The 13,559-nt window shown below is 67.2% G+C and carries 16 protein-coding genes and 1 tRNA gene; 11 read left to right on the forward strand and 6 right to left on the reverse strand.

Annotation, left to right across the window (positions count from 1 at the left end; all coding sequences use genetic code 11):
• The first annotated feature begins 27 nt into the window (after window positions 1-27).
• The 6 genes from galU to YS110_07715 all read left to right on the forward strand — a co-directional run bounded on the left by galU (window position 28) and on the right by YS110_07715 (window position 4,703).
• A complete protein-coding gene (gene galU / locus YS110_07690; protein ID UJB64636.1) occupies window positions 28-912 on the forward strand; it encodes a UTP--glucose-1-phosphate uridylyltransferase GalU in 885 nt (294 codons plus the stop codon).
• A 97-nt stretch (window positions 913-1,009) separates the two neighbouring features.
• Window positions 1,010-1,606 (forward strand): LemA family protein, encoded by a 597-nt coding sequence (locus tag YS110_07695; GenBank protein UJB64637.1) that lies wholly within the window; start codon window positions 1,010-1,012, stop codon window positions 1,604-1,606.
• A 3-nt stretch (window positions 1,607-1,609) separates the two neighbouring features.
• Window positions 1,610-2,515, forward strand: a complete 906-nt coding sequence (locus YS110_07700; protein UJB64638.1) for a TPM domain-containing protein — start codon at window positions 1,610-1,612, stop codon at window positions 2,513-2,515.
• 7 nt (window positions 2,516-2,522) lie between these two features.
• Window positions 2,523-3,044 carry a TPM domain-containing protein gene (locus YS110_07705; GenBank protein ID UJB64639.1) on the forward strand — a complete coding sequence of 174 codons (522 nt, stop codon included), beginning with the start codon at window positions 2,523-2,525 and terminating at the stop codon, window positions 3,042-3,044.
• 376 nt (window positions 3,045-3,420) lie between these two features.
• A complete protein-coding gene (locus YS110_07710; GenBank protein UJB67393.1) occupies window positions 3,421-4,197 on the forward strand; it encodes an NAD-dependent deacetylase in 777 nt (258 codons plus the stop codon).
• Between the two features lie 2 nt (window positions 4,198-4,199).
• On the forward strand, window positions 4,200-4,703 hold the full coding sequence (locus YS110_07715) for a hypothetical protein (protein UJB64640.1): 504 nt from the start codon (window positions 4,200-4,202) through the stop codon (window positions 4,701-4,703).
• Here the strand turns inward: YS110_07715 and YS110_07720 are convergent.
• On the reverse strand, window positions 4,680-5,975 hold the full coding sequence (locus tag YS110_07720) for a PD-(D/E)XK nuclease family protein (protein ID UJB64641.1): 1,296 nt from the start codon (window positions 5,973-5,975) through the stop codon (window positions 4,680-4,682). The genes YS110_07715 and YS110_07720 overlap by 24 nt on opposite strands.
• 229 nt (window positions 5,976-6,204) lie before the next feature.
• Here YS110_07720 and YS110_07725 point away from each other — a divergent pair, with 229 nt between their 5' ends.
• From YS110_07725 to YS110_07740, 4 genes are read left to right on the forward strand one after another with little or no spacing between them, the layout of a single operon-like run.
• Entirely contained in the window at window positions 6,205-6,672 is a 468-nt protein-coding gene (locus tag YS110_07725; protein UJB64642.1) for a hypothetical protein, read from the forward strand.
• A 15-nt stretch (window positions 6,673-6,687) separates the two neighbouring features.
• Window positions 6,688-7,074: a hypothetical protein gene (locus YS110_07730; protein ID UJB64643.1), complete on the forward strand. Its 387-nt coding sequence runs from the start codon at window positions 6,688-6,690 to the stop codon at window positions 7,072-7,074.
• Window positions 7,075-7,079: 5 nt separating this feature from the next.
• Entirely contained in the window at window positions 7,080-8,567 is a 1,488-nt protein-coding gene (locus YS110_07735; GenBank protein ID UJB64644.1) for a DUF2779 domain-containing protein, read from the forward strand.
• A gap of 5 nt (window positions 8,568-8,572) precedes the next feature.
• The gene (locus YS110_07740) at window positions 8,573-9,550 is read left to right on the forward strand and encodes a WYL domain-containing protein (GenBank protein UJB64645.1); all 978 of its coding nucleotides are present in this window, start codon (window positions 8,573-8,575) and stop codon (window positions 9,548-9,550) included.
• A gap of 129 nt (window positions 9,551-9,679) precedes the next feature.
• On the opposite strand, the gene YS110_07745 is transcribed toward YS110_07740, so the two are convergent.
• From YS110_07745 to cysM, 3 genes are read right to left on the reverse strand one after another with little or no spacing between them, the layout of a single operon-like run.
• Complete coding sequence (locus YS110_07745; GenBank protein ID UJB64646.1) at window positions 9,680-9,907, reverse strand: sulfurtransferase TusA family protein; 228 nt, start codon at window positions 9,905-9,907, stop codon at window positions 9,680-9,682.
• Window positions 9,908-9,912: 5 nt separating this feature from the next.
• Window positions 9,913-10,476: an NUDIX domain-containing protein gene (locus tag YS110_07750; GenBank protein UJB64647.1), complete on the reverse strand. Its 564-nt coding sequence runs from the start codon at window positions 10,474-10,476 to the stop codon at window positions 9,913-9,915.
• 59 nt (window positions 10,477-10,535) lie between these two features.
• A complete protein-coding gene (gene cysM / locus YS110_07755; protein ID UJB64648.1) occupies window positions 10,536-11,453 on the reverse strand; it encodes a cysteine synthase CysM in 918 nt (305 codons plus the stop codon).
• Window positions 11,454-11,495: 42 nt separating this feature from the next.
• On the opposite strand from cysM, the gene YS110_07760 reads away from it, so the two are divergent.
• A tRNA-Leu gene (locus YS110_07760) sits at window positions 11,496-11,580 on the forward strand.
• 72 nt (window positions 11,581-11,652) lie between these two features.
• Here YS110_07760 and YS110_07765 read toward each other — a convergent pair.
• The gene (locus tag YS110_07765; protein ID UJB64649.1) at window positions 11,653-11,880 is read right to left on the reverse strand and encodes a hypothetical protein; all 228 of its coding nucleotides are present in this window, start codon (window positions 11,878-11,880) and stop codon (window positions 11,653-11,655) included.
• 212 nt (window positions 11,881-12,092) lie between these two features.
• The gene (locus tag YS110_07770; protein ID UJB64650.1) at window positions 12,093-13,556 is read right to left on the reverse strand and encodes a deoxyribodipyrimidine photo-lyase; all 1,464 of its coding nucleotides are present in this window, start codon (window positions 13,554-13,556) and stop codon (window positions 12,093-12,095) included.
• Window positions 13,557-13,559: the final 3 nt, after the last annotated feature.

A 13,559-nucleotide genomic window follows, 5' to 3' on the forward strand; every position in this document is an offset into this window, starting at 1 on the left:
GCAGCTCATTTTCCAGGAGCGCACTCCATGCACCCCACCCGCATCCGCAAGGCCGTTTTCCCCGTCGCAGGCCTGGGCACGCGCTTTCTGCCCGCCACCAAGGCATCGCCCAAGGAGATGCTGCCGGTGGTGGACAAGCCGCTGATCCAGTACGCCGTGGAAGAGGCCTACGAGGCCGGCATCCGCGACATGGTGTTCGTCACCGGCCGCAGCAAGCGCGCCATCGAGGACCACTTCGACACCGCCTACGAGCTGGAAAACGAGCTGGAGCAGGCCGGCAAGCAGGAAATGCTGGCGCTGGTGCGCAGCATCAGCCCGGCCGACATGAACTGCCTGTTCGTGCGCCAGCCGCGCAGCCTGGGCCTGGGCCACGCCGTGCTGTGCGCCGAGCCGCTGGTGGGCCAGGAGCCCTTCGCCGTGCTGCTGGCCGACGACCTGATGGTCGGCGAGCCTGGCGGCCCCGGCGTGATGGCGCAGATGACGGCGGCGTTCGCCAAGCAGGGCCGCTCGCTGCTGGCGGTGCAGGAAGTGCCCTTGGCGCACACGCGCCGCTACGGCATCGTCCAGGGCGAGCCCGCGGGCGGCGCGCTGCTGCGCATCGACTCCATCGTGGAAAAACCCGCGCCCGAGGTGGCGCCCTCGCGCATGGGCGTGGCCGGACGCTACGTGCTCACGCCGCGCATCTTCGCGGAAATCCGCAGCCAGCCGCGCGGCGTGGGCGGCGAGATCCAGCTCACCGACGCCATCGCCCGCCTGATGGCGCACGAAGCCGTGTACGCCTACCAGTACGAGGGCAAGCGCTACGACTGCGGCAGCAAGGAGGGCTTTCTGGAAGCCACGGTGGAACTGGCGCTGCAGCACCCGCAGGTGGGCGAGGCGTTCCGCGAGTACCTGAAGGGGCTGGCGCTGTAGCGCGTGCGGTGCGCGGCGCGGCGCGGCTGCTGCACAATCCCCCCACCCCGGCCGCCGCAGGCACTGTCGCCCGCTCCCCGGCGCCGGAGGAGCCGCCATGCAACGCCTTCTCGCCATCCTCGCCGCCACGCTCACCCTGGCCCTGGGCCTGACGGGCTGCGGCTACAACGACTTCCAGCGCCTGGACGAGCAGACCAAGGCCGCCTGGAGCGAGGTGCTGAACCAGTACCAGCGCCGCGCCGACCTAGTGCCCAACATCGTCGCCACCGTCAAGGGCGAGGCCGCGTTCGAGCAGGACACGCTCACCAAGGTGGTCGAGGCGCGCGCCAAGGCCACGTCCATCCAGGTCACGCCCGAGACGCTGAACAACCCCGAGGCGTTCAACAAGTTCCAGCAGGCGCAAGGCGAGCTCTCCGGCGCCCTGAGCCGCCTGATGGTGGTGGCCGAGCGCTACCCCACCCTGCAGGCCAACCAGGCCTTCCGCGACCTGCGCGTGACGCTGGAGGGCACCGAGAACCGCATCACCGTGGCGCGCAACCGCTACATCGAGGCGGTGCAGCAGTACAACGTGCTGGCGCGCAGCTTCCCCACCAACCTCACGGCCATGGCGTTCAGCTACGCGCCCAAGCCCAGCTTCACGGTGCAGAACGAGGCGCAGATCAGCACGCCGCCGGCCGTCGATTTTTCCAAGTAAAAAGTGCCTCTCGCCCTTGTCTGGCAAGCGCTGGCAGCTATTCTTCTGATAGTTGCCGGGCTGGCGCCCGCCACGGCCCAGCCGCTGCCGTCGCTGCGTCCGGTGCCCGCGCTCACGGCGCATGCCATCGACCAGACCGGCACGCTGAGCGACGCCGAGCGCCAGGCGCTGGAGGCGCAGCTCGCCGCCATCGAGCAGCAGCACGGCGCGCAGGTGGTGGTGCTGATGGTGCCCGCCACCGCGCCCGAGGACATCGCCACCTTCGCCAACCGCGTGGGCAACGCCTGGAAGATCGGCCGGCGCGACGTGGGCGACGGCGTGCTCGTCATCGTCGCCAAGGACGAACGGCGCATGCGCATCGAGGTGGCCAAGGCGCTCGAAGGCGCGATTCCCGACATCGCGGCGGCGCGCATCATCGACGGCGCGATGAAGCCGCGCTTCCGCGAGGGCGACTTCGCCGGCGGGCTGCAAGCCGCCGTGCAGCAGCTCGGCGCGCGCATCGCAGGCGAAGCGCTGCCGCCGCCGCAGCCGGGCGCGCAACAGGGCGCATCCGGCGGCACCGACGAGACCGATGGAGCCGACCTGGCCATCTTCTTGTTCTTCGGCGTCATGGTCGCGGGTCCGGTGGCGCGCGCGCTGTTCGGGCAGCGCCTGGGCGGGCTGGTGGTGGGCGGCGGCGCGGGCACACTCGCCTTTCTCGCTACGTCCAGCCTGCTGCTGGCCGGTGGCGCCGGCCTGGCGGCGCTGCTCTACACCTGGATTTTCGCCGGACGCGGCGCGCCCATCATCTGGGGCGGAGGCGGCCACGGCGGTGGAGGCGGCGGCTGGGGCCACGGCGGGGGCGGGGGCGGATTCAGCTCCGGCGGCGGCGGGGACTTTGGCGGCGGCGGCGCCTCCGGCGACTGGTGAGGCACCCATGACACACACCCCACTCCTGCACCGCATCGCCCGCCTGCTGCGCCACCGCTGGGCCGAAGGCGGCCTGCGCCAGGCCCTGCCGCCCGGCCTGCTCGACCGCCTGGGCCAGCGCGTGGCCGCGAGCGAGCGCCGCCACACCGGCCAGGTCCGCATCTGCATCGAAGGCGGCCTGCCGCTGTCCTACCTGTGGCGCGGCGCCAGCGCGCGCGAGCGCGCCATCACCCAGTTCGGCAAGCTGCGCGTGTGGGACACCGAGCACAACAACGGCGTGCTCATCTACCTGCTGCTGGCCGAGCACGCCATCGAGATCGTCGCCGACCGGGGCCTGGCCCGGCGCGTGCCCGCCGCCGACTGGCACGCCCTGGCCGCGCGCCTGGGCCAGGCCCTGCACCAGGGACGCTACGAGGACGGCCTGACCGACGCGCTGGCCGAAGTCTCGGCGCTGCTGGTGGCACACTTCCCCGCCAGCGGCGATGCGCCCGGCGGCAACGAACTGCCCGACGCGCCCGTGCTGCTGTAGCGCACGCCATGCGACGCATCTTGTCGCACGCAGGCCCATGATGGGCACACCGGCTGCCCCTCGCAGCCCGGGCCCCTCACAGGAAGCCACCATGACCACCAACCCACCGCCCGCAGGCCGGGACGACCCGCTGTACCTGCGCGCCCGCCAGAGCGTGCTCTTCCGGCGCGACCCCGGCATCGCCACGCTGCAGCGCAGCCTGCGCATCGGCCACCACCACGCCACGGCGCTGCGCGACGCCCTGCGCGGCGACATCCTGGAATGCCACGCGCCGGACGGCAGTTGGCGCATCACCGAGAGCGCCTACGAGGGGCCGGACCTGCTGCTGCAGGACAAGCTCGCCCAGGCCGCCGAATGGGTACGCGGCGCGCAATGCATGGTGGTGGCGGCCGGCGCCGGCATGGGCATCGACTCCGGCCTGCCGGACTACCGGGGCGACAACGGTTTCTGGCGCGCCTACCCCGCGCTGGGCCGCAGCCGCCTGCGCTTCGAGGACATCGCATCGCCCCGCGCCTTCGACAAACGCCCCGCCACCGCCTGGGGCTTCTACGGCCACCGCCTCAACCTGTACCGCGCCACCACGCCGCACGCCGGACTCGGCCTGCTGCGCGACTGGGGCCAGCGCATGCCGCAGGGCTGCTTCGTCTTCACCAGCAACGTCGATGGGCACTTTCAGAAGGCGGGCTTCCCCTCCGCGCGCGTGTATGAGTGCCACGGCTCCATCCACCGGCTGCAATGCACGGCCAACTGCAAGGGCCTCCTCTGGCCCACGGCGGACCTGCACCCGCAGGTGAACGAGGCCACGTGCCAATGGCCGGGCGAGTTGCCCGCGTGCCCCCGCTGCGGCGCGCTGGCGCGGCCCAACATCCTGATGTTCGACGACTGGCAGTGGAACCCCACGCGCAGCCACCAGCAACGCGCCCTGCTCGACCTGTGGCTGGACAGCGCCCAGGCCCCGCTGGTGCTGGAGATCGGCGCGGGCCGCGCCGTGCCCACCGTGCGCCATTTCAGCCAGCGCATGCGGCAACGCGGCAGCCGGCTGATTCGCATCAACCTGCATGAGGCGAACATCCACAACCCCAACGACATCGAGCTGGCGCTGGGGGCGAAAGAAGCGCTGGAAGGGATTGCGGCGCACCTTCAACACGGCTGAACATGCCCCAGGCCTTTTTCCGCAAGGCGTTCGGGCATTGGCTCGGGCAGAACCGCCACCGCTTCCAGCGCCCACCCCGCATCACGTTGCAGCGCAGGGACTACCTGGAACTGAGCTTCCAGGGCGTAACACCGCAGATCAAAGGTTTCATTTCCAGGAACGGCACGTCATTTCATATCTGGCATGGGGGCCAGGTCATTGACATGCTGAACGACATCGACATCGTGGAACGCCGCCGCAGTGATAACAGGCATTGCTGCGCACTGTGCCTGGAGCCCGTTGATAACTACGCTTCAAGACAGGAACTGTGGGAACGGCATTGCTTCGGGCCCATGCTGGAATGGGCCAACGCATTCTTTCAACCGGGGCAGTGGCTGCATATCACGGTGCTCCATGGCGGCTCCAGTTGGGCGCAAATCAAGCCCCACGGCGGCTGCCGCCAGGATTCAGAGCGCCTTGGGCTTTCAGGCGCCTGGCCTGTGCTATTGAACAGCACCCGCGAATGAAGGGGGTAATTTCTGGAAATCCTCGTAGCAAGACTTAAAGCAAGACCATATTACATCAGCCAATGCGTCAGCCAGATCATGTGATTCACCCTGATTATCAATATGAATTCTCAGAATACCATCCGAATCCCAATCCAGCAGTGGCCGCAGAAGAGAAATTTCACGCAAATCCGCCCAACCAACCCAACCCCACCAAAGATCCGGCTTCAATCCAATACTTCGTAATTTTTCTTGAATCTCTGCGGCAACGGGCGATGAGCCATCTCGCACCCTCGCTGGCGCCCCCCAGCCAAAGTAGCCCTCTGACCCATCAAACTTCAATTCAGCGATACAACAGTACCCCGGGTGGCCTCCTCGTGGAACCAGTCCAAGCCATGCTTCATTCTGGACGGCGATGCCCACAGTCCATTGGCGTTCTGCAGCAGTGCCTTTCAGTTTTTGATCAAGCGCGGAAATCACATTCTCCCGAAAGCTCTTTTTTATTGTATCCAGCACACCTTTCAAGTGCTCCCGCACATCCAAAGCCGCTGCCAGATTTCCGGAATCCTGCAGCAATTCGGTAATTTTTTTATTCTCCAAAGCCATCTCTTCACTTCCTTTTGCTGCGCGATAGATGCCATGGCACAGCCGGACATATTGATTGACCGTCACCTTGAGTGAAACAGCGGTTTCCGGACAATCCGCCAAGCCATCTTCGAGTACCATGGCCAGATCCGCATACGACATGCGCACATATTCATTGCCGTTGGCAGTAATTCCGTGGCGCCCATCAGGCGTCAAGAAAATCAGTCTCAAATTTTCCGTACCCATGCGACGGCGTCGCAGCCAATTCCAATAGCGCTCCAACTGCCTCTCACTCTCGTAATAGTTTATCTTATTCTCAATGGCAATGGTTGTGCCGTCGCACAATTGAATCACCAGGTCGATACGTCCATCTTCCTCGGCATGCTTTTCCGTTTGAACGTGGGCCGCTACCGCATGCCGGAGCACCGTGTCTGGAAGCCCGCCCGGTTTTTCAGCCAGCCATCGCAAGAAACTGTTCAGGAACACAGCTCCCTGGTCATGCTCTGCCACAGGATCCAACAGATAGGCAATCAAGCGCGAGTGATAGTTTTCCTTATGGCCCACCCCCAGCGCATCGAAAATATTGTGGCGTTGCGCCGTCAGGGTCCGCAACATGCGGCGCTGGATTCGATTTTCCCGAATGACCGGATTGCGCAGCAAATCCCAGACCTTCTGAAACCTCTTTTCACCATCGGCATGGGAATCCATGGGCTATGTCCCTCCATTATTTTTGATTACAAGCAGGGCCGCACTATACCCAGCGCCAACCACCATCACCGCGATTCAATGCACGGCTGAAAGCGACACATTTTGTCGCGCCCATGCTGGATGATGCTGCCACGCAAGAAATCGCCATGCCCCAACCGATCCAGACCATCGACCACATCGCCCGCACCCGGCAACACGGGGCGCGGATACGCCACCAGCAGATCAAGATATGACCACGCAAAACCCAGGAACCCAGACACCCCGCATCGTCCTGCAAACCTGCACGCTGCTTGTTGCCCACTTCCGCCATCTGCTGGAGCATGGCGGCTCCGGATTTCACACGCGGCTTTTCTCGCACATGCTTCATCCGGAAGCCCAGTTCGTATTCACCGGGAGATCGATGGCCGCCCACCAGGACGTTCCAACCCACCCCGAGCATGTCGTCCCATGCGCCGTTCTGATTTCCGAGTGCAAAAGAATGATCCAGGAAGGCGCTCCCGATGCACAGATCGCCGCCCTGCTGGCCAGGCACTGGAAGCTCGCCACGATTACCAAGGAAGAGCAAAAATGCCTCGACTACACGTGGGGCTACAAGTCCAAGATGCCGCCGGGGTGGCGCTTTGAAGAAGGCGACACGTTCGCCCGTTTTCATGCGGCAGGCATCGTGCTTGCCGAGCGGCCAAGTACCGTCTCCTGATGCGCCGAGGGATTCATGACCCCAGAACTTGACACGCTGCTGTGCCAGCGCCACCCGCAGCTCTTCCGGCACCGCGACGCCGACCCGCAAACCCACCCCATGGGGTGGGGCCTGCGATGCGGCGATGGCTGGTTCGACCTGATCGACACCTTGTGCGAACGCCTGCAACAAGAAACCGAACACGGCGATGCGCCACAAGCGGTCACCATGCAGGTCAAGCAGAAATGGGGACGGCTGCGCTTTGCCGTGGAACCCGCCACCGAACGCCAGCAAGCCATGATCGACCTGGCCGAGGCCCTGTCCGCGCGCCTGTGCGAGCAGTGCGGCAAGCCCGGCCAGATGCGGTCCATCAGCGGTTTTCGCACCCCGCGCTGCGCGGAACACACGCCGCCTGCGCCTTGACTGCCATGCGCGTCCTGTCCAAATCCAAGCTCTTGGCCTTGCGCCAGTGCCCCAAGCGCCTGTGGCTCGAAATCCACCAGCCCAGCGCCTGCGAAGACTCCGGCGCCACCGTCGCCACCCGCGCAGCAGGCCACCAGGTGGGCGACATCGCGCGCCAGATTTACGATCCGCAGCAGCAAGGCACGCTCATCGACCCGCAGGCCGAGGGCTTCGACGCCGCCTTCGCGCGCACCCAGGCGCTGCTGCCATCCGCCCAACCCATCTTCGAGGCAGGCTTTCGCGCCGAGGGCGCGCTGGCCTTTGCCGACGTGCTGCTGCCGACACGCCGCAACGGCTGGCGCATGGTGGAAGTGAAGTCATCCACCACCGTGAAGGACTACCACCGCGACGATGCCGCCGTGCAGTCCTTCCTCGCCCGCGCCTGCGGCGTGAAGCTGCAATCCGTCGCCATCGCGCACATCGACAACCAGTTCATCTATCCCGGCAACGGCGACTACCGGGGGCTGCTGGTGGAAGAAGACCTGACCGAAGAAGCCTTCGCCCGCGCCGACGAAGTGCGCGGCTGGATCACCGACGCACAGGCCGTGCTGGCCCGTGAAACGGCACCGCCCATCGCCACCGGCGGCCAGTGCGGGTCGCCCTACGAATGCGGCTTCCACGCCCATTGCAGCAGCCAGGAGCCGCAGGCCCAACACCCCATCCACTGGCTGCCGCGCCCCGGCAAATTCCTCAAGGCGCACGTTGCGGAAAACACCATTACCGAGCTGCGCGACGTGCCCGACGACCTGCTCAACGCCACGCAACAGCGCGTCAAGGCCGCCACCCTGTCGGGCCAGCCCTACTTCGACCAGCCCGCCGCCGCGCAAGCCCTGGCCGCGCACAGGCTGCCCGCCTGGTTCATCGACTTTGAAACCATCCAGTTCGCCGTGCCCCTGTGGCCCGGCACGCGGCCCTACCAGCAGATACCCTTCCAGTTCAGCGTGCACCACCTGAACCGCAACGGGCGCGCCACGCACCAGGCGTTTCTCGACCTCTCGGGCCAGAACCCCGCACAGGCCTTTGCCCAGGCCCTCATCGCCGCCTGCGGCGAGCGCGGCCCGGTCTTCGTCTACAACGCCGCGTTCGAGCGCACCCGCATCCGCGAACTGGCCGGCCGCTACCCGGCCCTGGCCCCGGCGCTGCACGCCATCCACGCGCGCATCGTCGATCTGCTGCCCATCGCCCGCGCACACTACTACCACCCGAGCCAGCAGGGAAGCTGGAGCATCAAGGCCGTGCTACCCGCCCTGTGCCCCGACCTCGGCTACGACGCGCTCGACGGCGTGCAGGACGGTGGCGCGGCCCAGCAGGCCTACCTGGAAGCCATCGCCCCCGATGCCACCGCCGCGCGCAAGGCCGAGCTGGAGCGTCAACTGCTCGCCTACTGCCACCTCGACACCTGGGGCATGGTGCGGCTGTGGGGGGCGTTCACCCATACGCCCGTGACACACTGACCCGCATGCCCAAGCGCCCCGACACCCTGGACACCGCCCTGCTCATGGTCGAGCTGCTGCGCCGCATCCCGCGCGGGCGCAAGATCACCACCGGCGAGCTGCACCAGCAGCTCCAGGACGCGGGCTTCGACCGCGACGTACGCACCATCCAGCGCCAGCTCGAAATCCTCAGCGAACACTTCGATATCGAGCGCGACGACCGCAGCAAGCCCTACGGCTACCGCTGGCGGGAGCGCGCCCAGGGCCTGGCCCTGGCCCAGCTCACGCCGCAGGAATCGCTGCTGCTGCAACTGGCCGAGGAACACCTGAAGTACCTGCTGCCCATGCGGCTGATGAAGTCCATGGACGGCTTCTTCGCCCAGGCGCGGCGCAACCTGGGCGGTGGCGCCAACACAGCCCTGGAACGCGAATGGCCGCGCAAGGTGCGCGTGGTCGCCACCAGCCAGCCACTGCTGCCGCCCAGGATCGCGCCGGGCGTGCTCGAAGCCGTGAGCGAGGCGCTGTACGCCAACCGCTGGCTGCACATCGACTACCAGAACGCCCAGGGCAAGCGCCGCCAGGCCCAGGTCATGCCCCTGGGCCTGGCCCAGCAAGGCCCGCGCCTGTACCTGGCGTGCCGCTACGAGGGCTTCGACAACGAGCGCAGTCTGGCGCTGCACCGTATCCGCAAGGCCGAGGCGTCCACACTGACCTTTGAGCGCCCGCCCGAGTTCGACCTGGCGAAGTACGAGGCCGATGGCCGCTTCGTCTTTGGCGACGGGCAGCGCGTGCGACTCACCTTCCGCATCACACGCGAGGCGGGACTGCACCTGACGGAAACACCGCTTTCGACCGATCAGCAGGTGCGGGAGGTGGATGACGAATGGCTGGAGATTTCGGCCACCGTGGTGGACAGCGCGATGCTGGAATGGTGGCTGCGGGGGTTTGGGGAGGCGGTCACGCGGATTGAAAAAGCGGTTCTGACTGAAACATCAGGGCACTGAGAGGCCCTATCGCCCCAACCGCGCATCCGGCATCCGTAGCCCCAGGAAGCGCTGCCATCCAAACGCTATTAAAAAAGAAGCCACTTGCGCTTGCTGCGCAAGGGTTTGTGGCCTATTCGGCTTGCAACCTCAACGCCGCCGCAGCACGTGCACGTATTCCTCACCCACCGTCTGCTGCTCCACCAGCTCGTTGCCCGTCTGCTTGGCGAACGCCTGGAAGTCGCGCAGCGAGCCGCTGTCGGTGGCCAGCACCTTGAGCAGCTGGCCGCTGGCCATGTCGGCCAGGGCCTTCTTGGCCTTGAGGATGGGCAGCGGACAGTTGAGGCCGCGCGTATCGATTTCCTTGTGGATGTCCATGTCTTTCAGTCCTTCGGCAGGCCCAGCCCGCGCCGGCGCTCCTCATTTTCCTCGGCCGTGAAGAAAACCGGCTCATGTCCGCGCGTGCGCAGCCAGTCGGCCAGCGCATAGCCCGTGCCGGCGGGCCAGCACTTGAGCTCGTGCAGGTCGTACAGGCGCCAGTCCACCAGCTCGGGCGAGAGCCTGACCTCGCCGCGCGCCACGACGTGGTAGGCGATGATGACCTGGTTCATGCGCAGGAACTCGTAGGCGCCGACGATGCGGCACGACAGCACGTCGAGGTTGGTTTCTTCCTTCACTTCGCGCGCGATGCCCTCCTGGGGCGACTCGCCCGCCTCCATGAAGCCGGTGATGAGCGCGAACATCTTCGGCGGCCAGGCGGCGTTGCGCGCCAGCAGCACCTTGCCGTCCAGCTCGACGATGGCGGCCAGTACCGGGGTGGGGTTGTTCCAGTGCGTCCAGCCGCAGGCGGGGCAGCGCAGGCGCTCCTTGTCGCCGCCGTCCTCGGCCATGACGATGGGGGCGAGCGCCGTGGCGCAGTGGGGGCAGAAGCGGGTTTCGTAGTGCATTGCTCTTGTTCTTATAGCTGTTTGCGCTTGTCCATCAAGGGCTGGAGGGCTTTTTTGCCTCAAGCCGGGAAGACGCCGGTGGACAGGTAGCGGTCGCCGCGGTCGCACACCACGAAGACGATGGTGGCGTTGCGCTCGCGCGCCGCGATCTGCTGCGCCACCCAGCAGGCGCCAGCGGCGGAAATGCCGCCGAAGATGCCCTCCTCGCGCGCCAGGCGGCGGCACATGTCCTCGGCGTCGTCCTGGCGCACATACACCAGTTCATCCACCAGGCGCGGCTCGTAGATCTTGGGCAGGTACTCCTCGGGCCACTTGCGGATGCCGGGAATACGCGAGCCCTCTTGCGGCTGGGCGCCCACGATCTGGACCGCCGGGTTCTTCTCCTTGAGGAACCGCGCCACGCCGGTGATGGTGCCGGTCGTGCCCATGGCGCTGACGAAGTGGGTGATGCGCCCTCCGGTCTGCTCCCACAGCTCGGGGCCGGTGGTCTCGTAGTGGATGCGCGGGTTGTCCGGGTTGGCGAACTGGTCGAGCACGCGGCCCTTGCCCTGCCTGACCATGGTATCGGCGAGGTCGCGGGCGTACTCCATGCCCCCGCTCTTGGGCGTCAGGATGAGTTCGGCGCCAAAGGCCTTCATGGTCTGGGCGCGCTCGATGGACAGGTCCTCGGGCATGACCAGCACCATGCGGTAGCCCTTGATGGCCGCCGCCATGGCCAGCGCGATGCCGGTGTTGCCCGAGGTGGCCTCGATCAGCGTGTCGCCGGGCTTGATCTCGCCACGCTCCTCGGCGCGCCGGATCATCGACAGCGCGGGCCGGTCCTTCACCGAGCCCGCGGGATTGTTGCCCTCGAGCTTGCCCAGCACCACGTTGCACCGCGCCTGGTTGTCCTGCGCGCCGATGCGTTGCAACGCAACCAGCGGCGTGCGGCCGATCGCGTCCTCGATGGTGGGGTAGTGCTTGGTGTGTGAAGTCATACGCCACTACTGTGCCATAATTTAAAGCTTCACGAATTCCCCGCCGGAGTGGTGAAATTGGTAGACGCAGGGGACTCAAAATCCCCCGCCGCAAGGCGTGCCGGTTCGATTCCGGCCTCCGGCACCAGAAACAAAGCCGCATGCCTGTCAGGCATGCGGCTTTTTTCATGGCGGGCAGGCCGTACCTGCCCCAGGACGCTCAGTCCTCCTGGCGCCGGATCCAGCGGCGGCCGCTGTCCGTCAGGGCGAACTGGCCTTGCGCGGTCTTGGTGATGCAGCCGTGATCCACCAGCCGCCCGGACAGGTGCTGCTTGAGCGCCTCGGGCATGCCCATGGGCTGGCCCAGTTCCAGGTGCTTGAGCGTGGCCAGCTCGTCCACGGTGGGCTCGAAAACGGGCGCGTGGTACAGGGGTTGTGCGGTGGCCATGGCGTGTCCTCCTTGCTGTGTGATGGGTAACGGAGACAGCGTATGCCTGTCGGATGCAAAGCGCAATCGGCCGCGCCCCCGGTGCGCGCCCGTGCGGCAGCCCCGGGGCCGTTCGCCATCGGCACAAGATGTGCCATGAAAATGGGCTCCAGCGCTTATGCAGCAAGCGCCAGCAGCTATCAATACGAAAGCACCCGCGGCCCGCGCGGCGTTCACGCCCGGGCGTCCGCGCCGAGGAAGTGAAAGCGCATCAGCGTGCGCTCGCGCGCGCTGGCGTGGTCCACCACCGGCAGCGGGTAGTCCTGGCCCAGGCGCAGCCCGCAGGCCTGCAGCTCCAGCGGTTTCATGGCCGCGGGGAAGTGAATGTGCGCGTCGGGCACCTGCGCCAGCTCGGGCAGGTAGCGGCGGATGAACGCACCGCCGGGGTCGAACTTCTGCGACTGCGTGACCGGGTTGAAGATGCGGAACCAGGGCTGCGCGTCGCAGCCGGTGGAGGCGGCCCACTGCCAGCCGCCGTTGTTGGCGGCCAGGTCGTAGTCGTTCAGGTGCTCGGCGAAGTAGCGCTCGCCCCGGCGCCAGTCGATGCCCAGGTCCTTGGTCAGAAAGCTGGCCACCACCATGCGCAGGCGGTTGTGCATGTAGCCGGTCTGCCGCAGTTGGCGCATGGCCGCGTCCACCAGCGGGTAGCCGGTGCGCGCCTCGCACCAGGCCTGCCAGAGCTCCGGCGCGTCGTCCCACTGCACGCGGTCGTACGCGGGCCGGAACGACTGCGTGACGACGTGCGGGTGGTGCCACAGGATCATGAAGTAGAAGTCGCGCCACGCCAGTTCGGACAGCCATGCCTGCGCGCCCGCGCAGCCCTGGGCGGCCTGCCGGGCCGCCAGGTCCGCCAGCTGGCGGATGGACACGGTACCGAAGCGCAGGTGCACCGACAGGTAGGACACCCCCTTGCGCCCCGGATAGTCGCGTGCCGCGTGGTACGCCGCCATGCGCGGCGCGAAGTCCCGCAGCAGCCGCTGGGCGCCCTGCATGCCGGCGGGCAGGGGCAGCGCCCCGGGGTCGGCCAGCGCGAAGCCCAGGCGGGCCAGCGATGGCAGCGTCTCGCCCGGCGGCGGCGCGGCCAGGTGCCTGGCGTGGCGCTCCACCGGATACGGCGTGCGCTGGAAGGCGTCGAGCCTGTCCAGCCAGGCGCGCTTGTAGGGCGTGAACACGCTGTAGGGCTGGCCCTGGCGGGTCAGCACCTCGTCGCGTTCGAGCAGCACCTGGTCCTTGTAGTCGCTGAAGGCGATGCCCTCGGCGCGCAGGGCCTCGGCCACGTGCCGGTCGCGGGCGATGGCCTCGGGCTCGTAGTCGCGGTTGGCCAGCACCTCGCGCACGCCCAGGGTGCGCGCGAGCTGCACGATGCATTCGCGCGCCGGGCCATGGCGCACGATCAGCCCGCCGCCGGGCGCGCCGCTGCGCGCGGCGAGCTGGCGCAGGCCCTCGTCCAGCGCCTGCACGCTGGCATGGATGAACGCCACGCGCCGGTCGCCGCGGCTGGGCAGCGCATCCAGGATGCCGGTGTCGAAGACGAAGGCGCAGTACACCCGCCCGTAGCGGCGCAGCGCGTGGTACAGGGCGGCGTGGTCGTCGCAGCGCAGGTCGCGCCGCATCCACACCAGGGCGCTGGCGGCCATCGG

Origin of the sequence: Acidovorax sp. YS12, from assembly GCA_021496925.1 — a bacterium.
GTDB lineage: Bacteria > Pseudomonadota > Gammaproteobacteria > Burkholderiales > Burkholderiaceae_C > Paenacidovorax.

What these genes read in the sequence shown, in the direction of transcription:
- galU (UJB64636.1), top strand. Translation starts at nt 28, where the DNA reads ATGCACCCCACCCGCATCCGCAAGGCCGTTTTCCCCGTCGCAGGCCTG.
- YS110_07695 (UJB64637.1), top strand. Translation starts at nt 1,010, where the DNA reads ATGCAACGCCTTCTCGCCATCCTCGCCGCCACGCTCACCCTGGCCCTG.
- YS110_07705 (UJB64639.1), top strand. Translation starts at nt 2,523, where the DNA reads ATGACACACACCCCACTCCTGCACCGCATCGCCCGCCTGCTGCGCCAC.
- YS110_07710 (UJB67393.1), top strand. Translation starts at nt 3,421, where the DNA reads ATGGTGGTGGCGGCCGGCGCCGGCATGGGCATCGACTCCGGCCTGCCG.
- YS110_07715 (UJB64640.1), top strand. Translation starts at nt 4,200, where the DNA reads ATGCCCCAGGCCTTTTTCCGCAAGGCGTTCGGGCATTGGCTCGGGCAG.
- YS110_07720 (UJB64641.1), bottom strand. Translation starts at nt 5,975, where the DNA reads ATGGATTCCCATGCCGATGGTGAAAAGAGGTTTCAGAAGGTCTGGGAT.
- YS110_07725 (UJB64642.1), top strand. Translation starts at nt 6,205, where the DNA reads ATGACCACGCAAAACCCAGGAACCCAGACACCCCGCATCGTCCTGCAA.
- YS110_07730 (UJB64643.1), top strand. Translation starts at nt 6,688, where the DNA reads ATGACCCCAGAACTTGACACGCTGCTGTGCCAGCGCCACCCGCAGCTC.
- YS110_07735 (UJB64644.1), top strand. Translation starts at nt 7,080, where the DNA reads ATGCGCGTCCTGTCCAAATCCAAGCTCTTGGCCTTGCGCCAGTGCCCC.
- YS110_07740 (UJB64645.1), top strand. Translation starts at nt 8,573, where the DNA reads ATGCCCAAGCGCCCCGACACCCTGGACACCGCCCTGCTCATGGTCGAG.
- YS110_07745 (UJB64646.1), bottom strand. Translation starts at nt 9,907, where the DNA reads ATGGACATCCACAAGGAAATCGATACGCGCGGCCTCAACTGTCCGCTG.
- YS110_07750 (UJB64647.1), bottom strand. Translation starts at nt 10,476, where the DNA reads ATGCACTACGAAACCCGCTTCTGCCCCCACTGCGCCACGGCGCTCGCC.
- cysM (UJB64648.1), bottom strand. Translation starts at nt 11,453, where the DNA reads ATGACTTCACACACCAAGCACTACCCCACCATCGAGGACGCGATCGGC.
- YS110_07765 (UJB64649.1), bottom strand. Translation starts at nt 11,880, where the DNA reads ATGGCCACCGCACAACCCCTGTACCACGCGCCCGTTTTCGAGCCCACC.
- YS110_07770 (UJB64650.1), bottom strand. Translation starts at nt 13,556, where the DNA reads ATGGCCGCCAGCGCCCTGGTGTGGATGCGGCGCGACCTGCGCTGCGAC.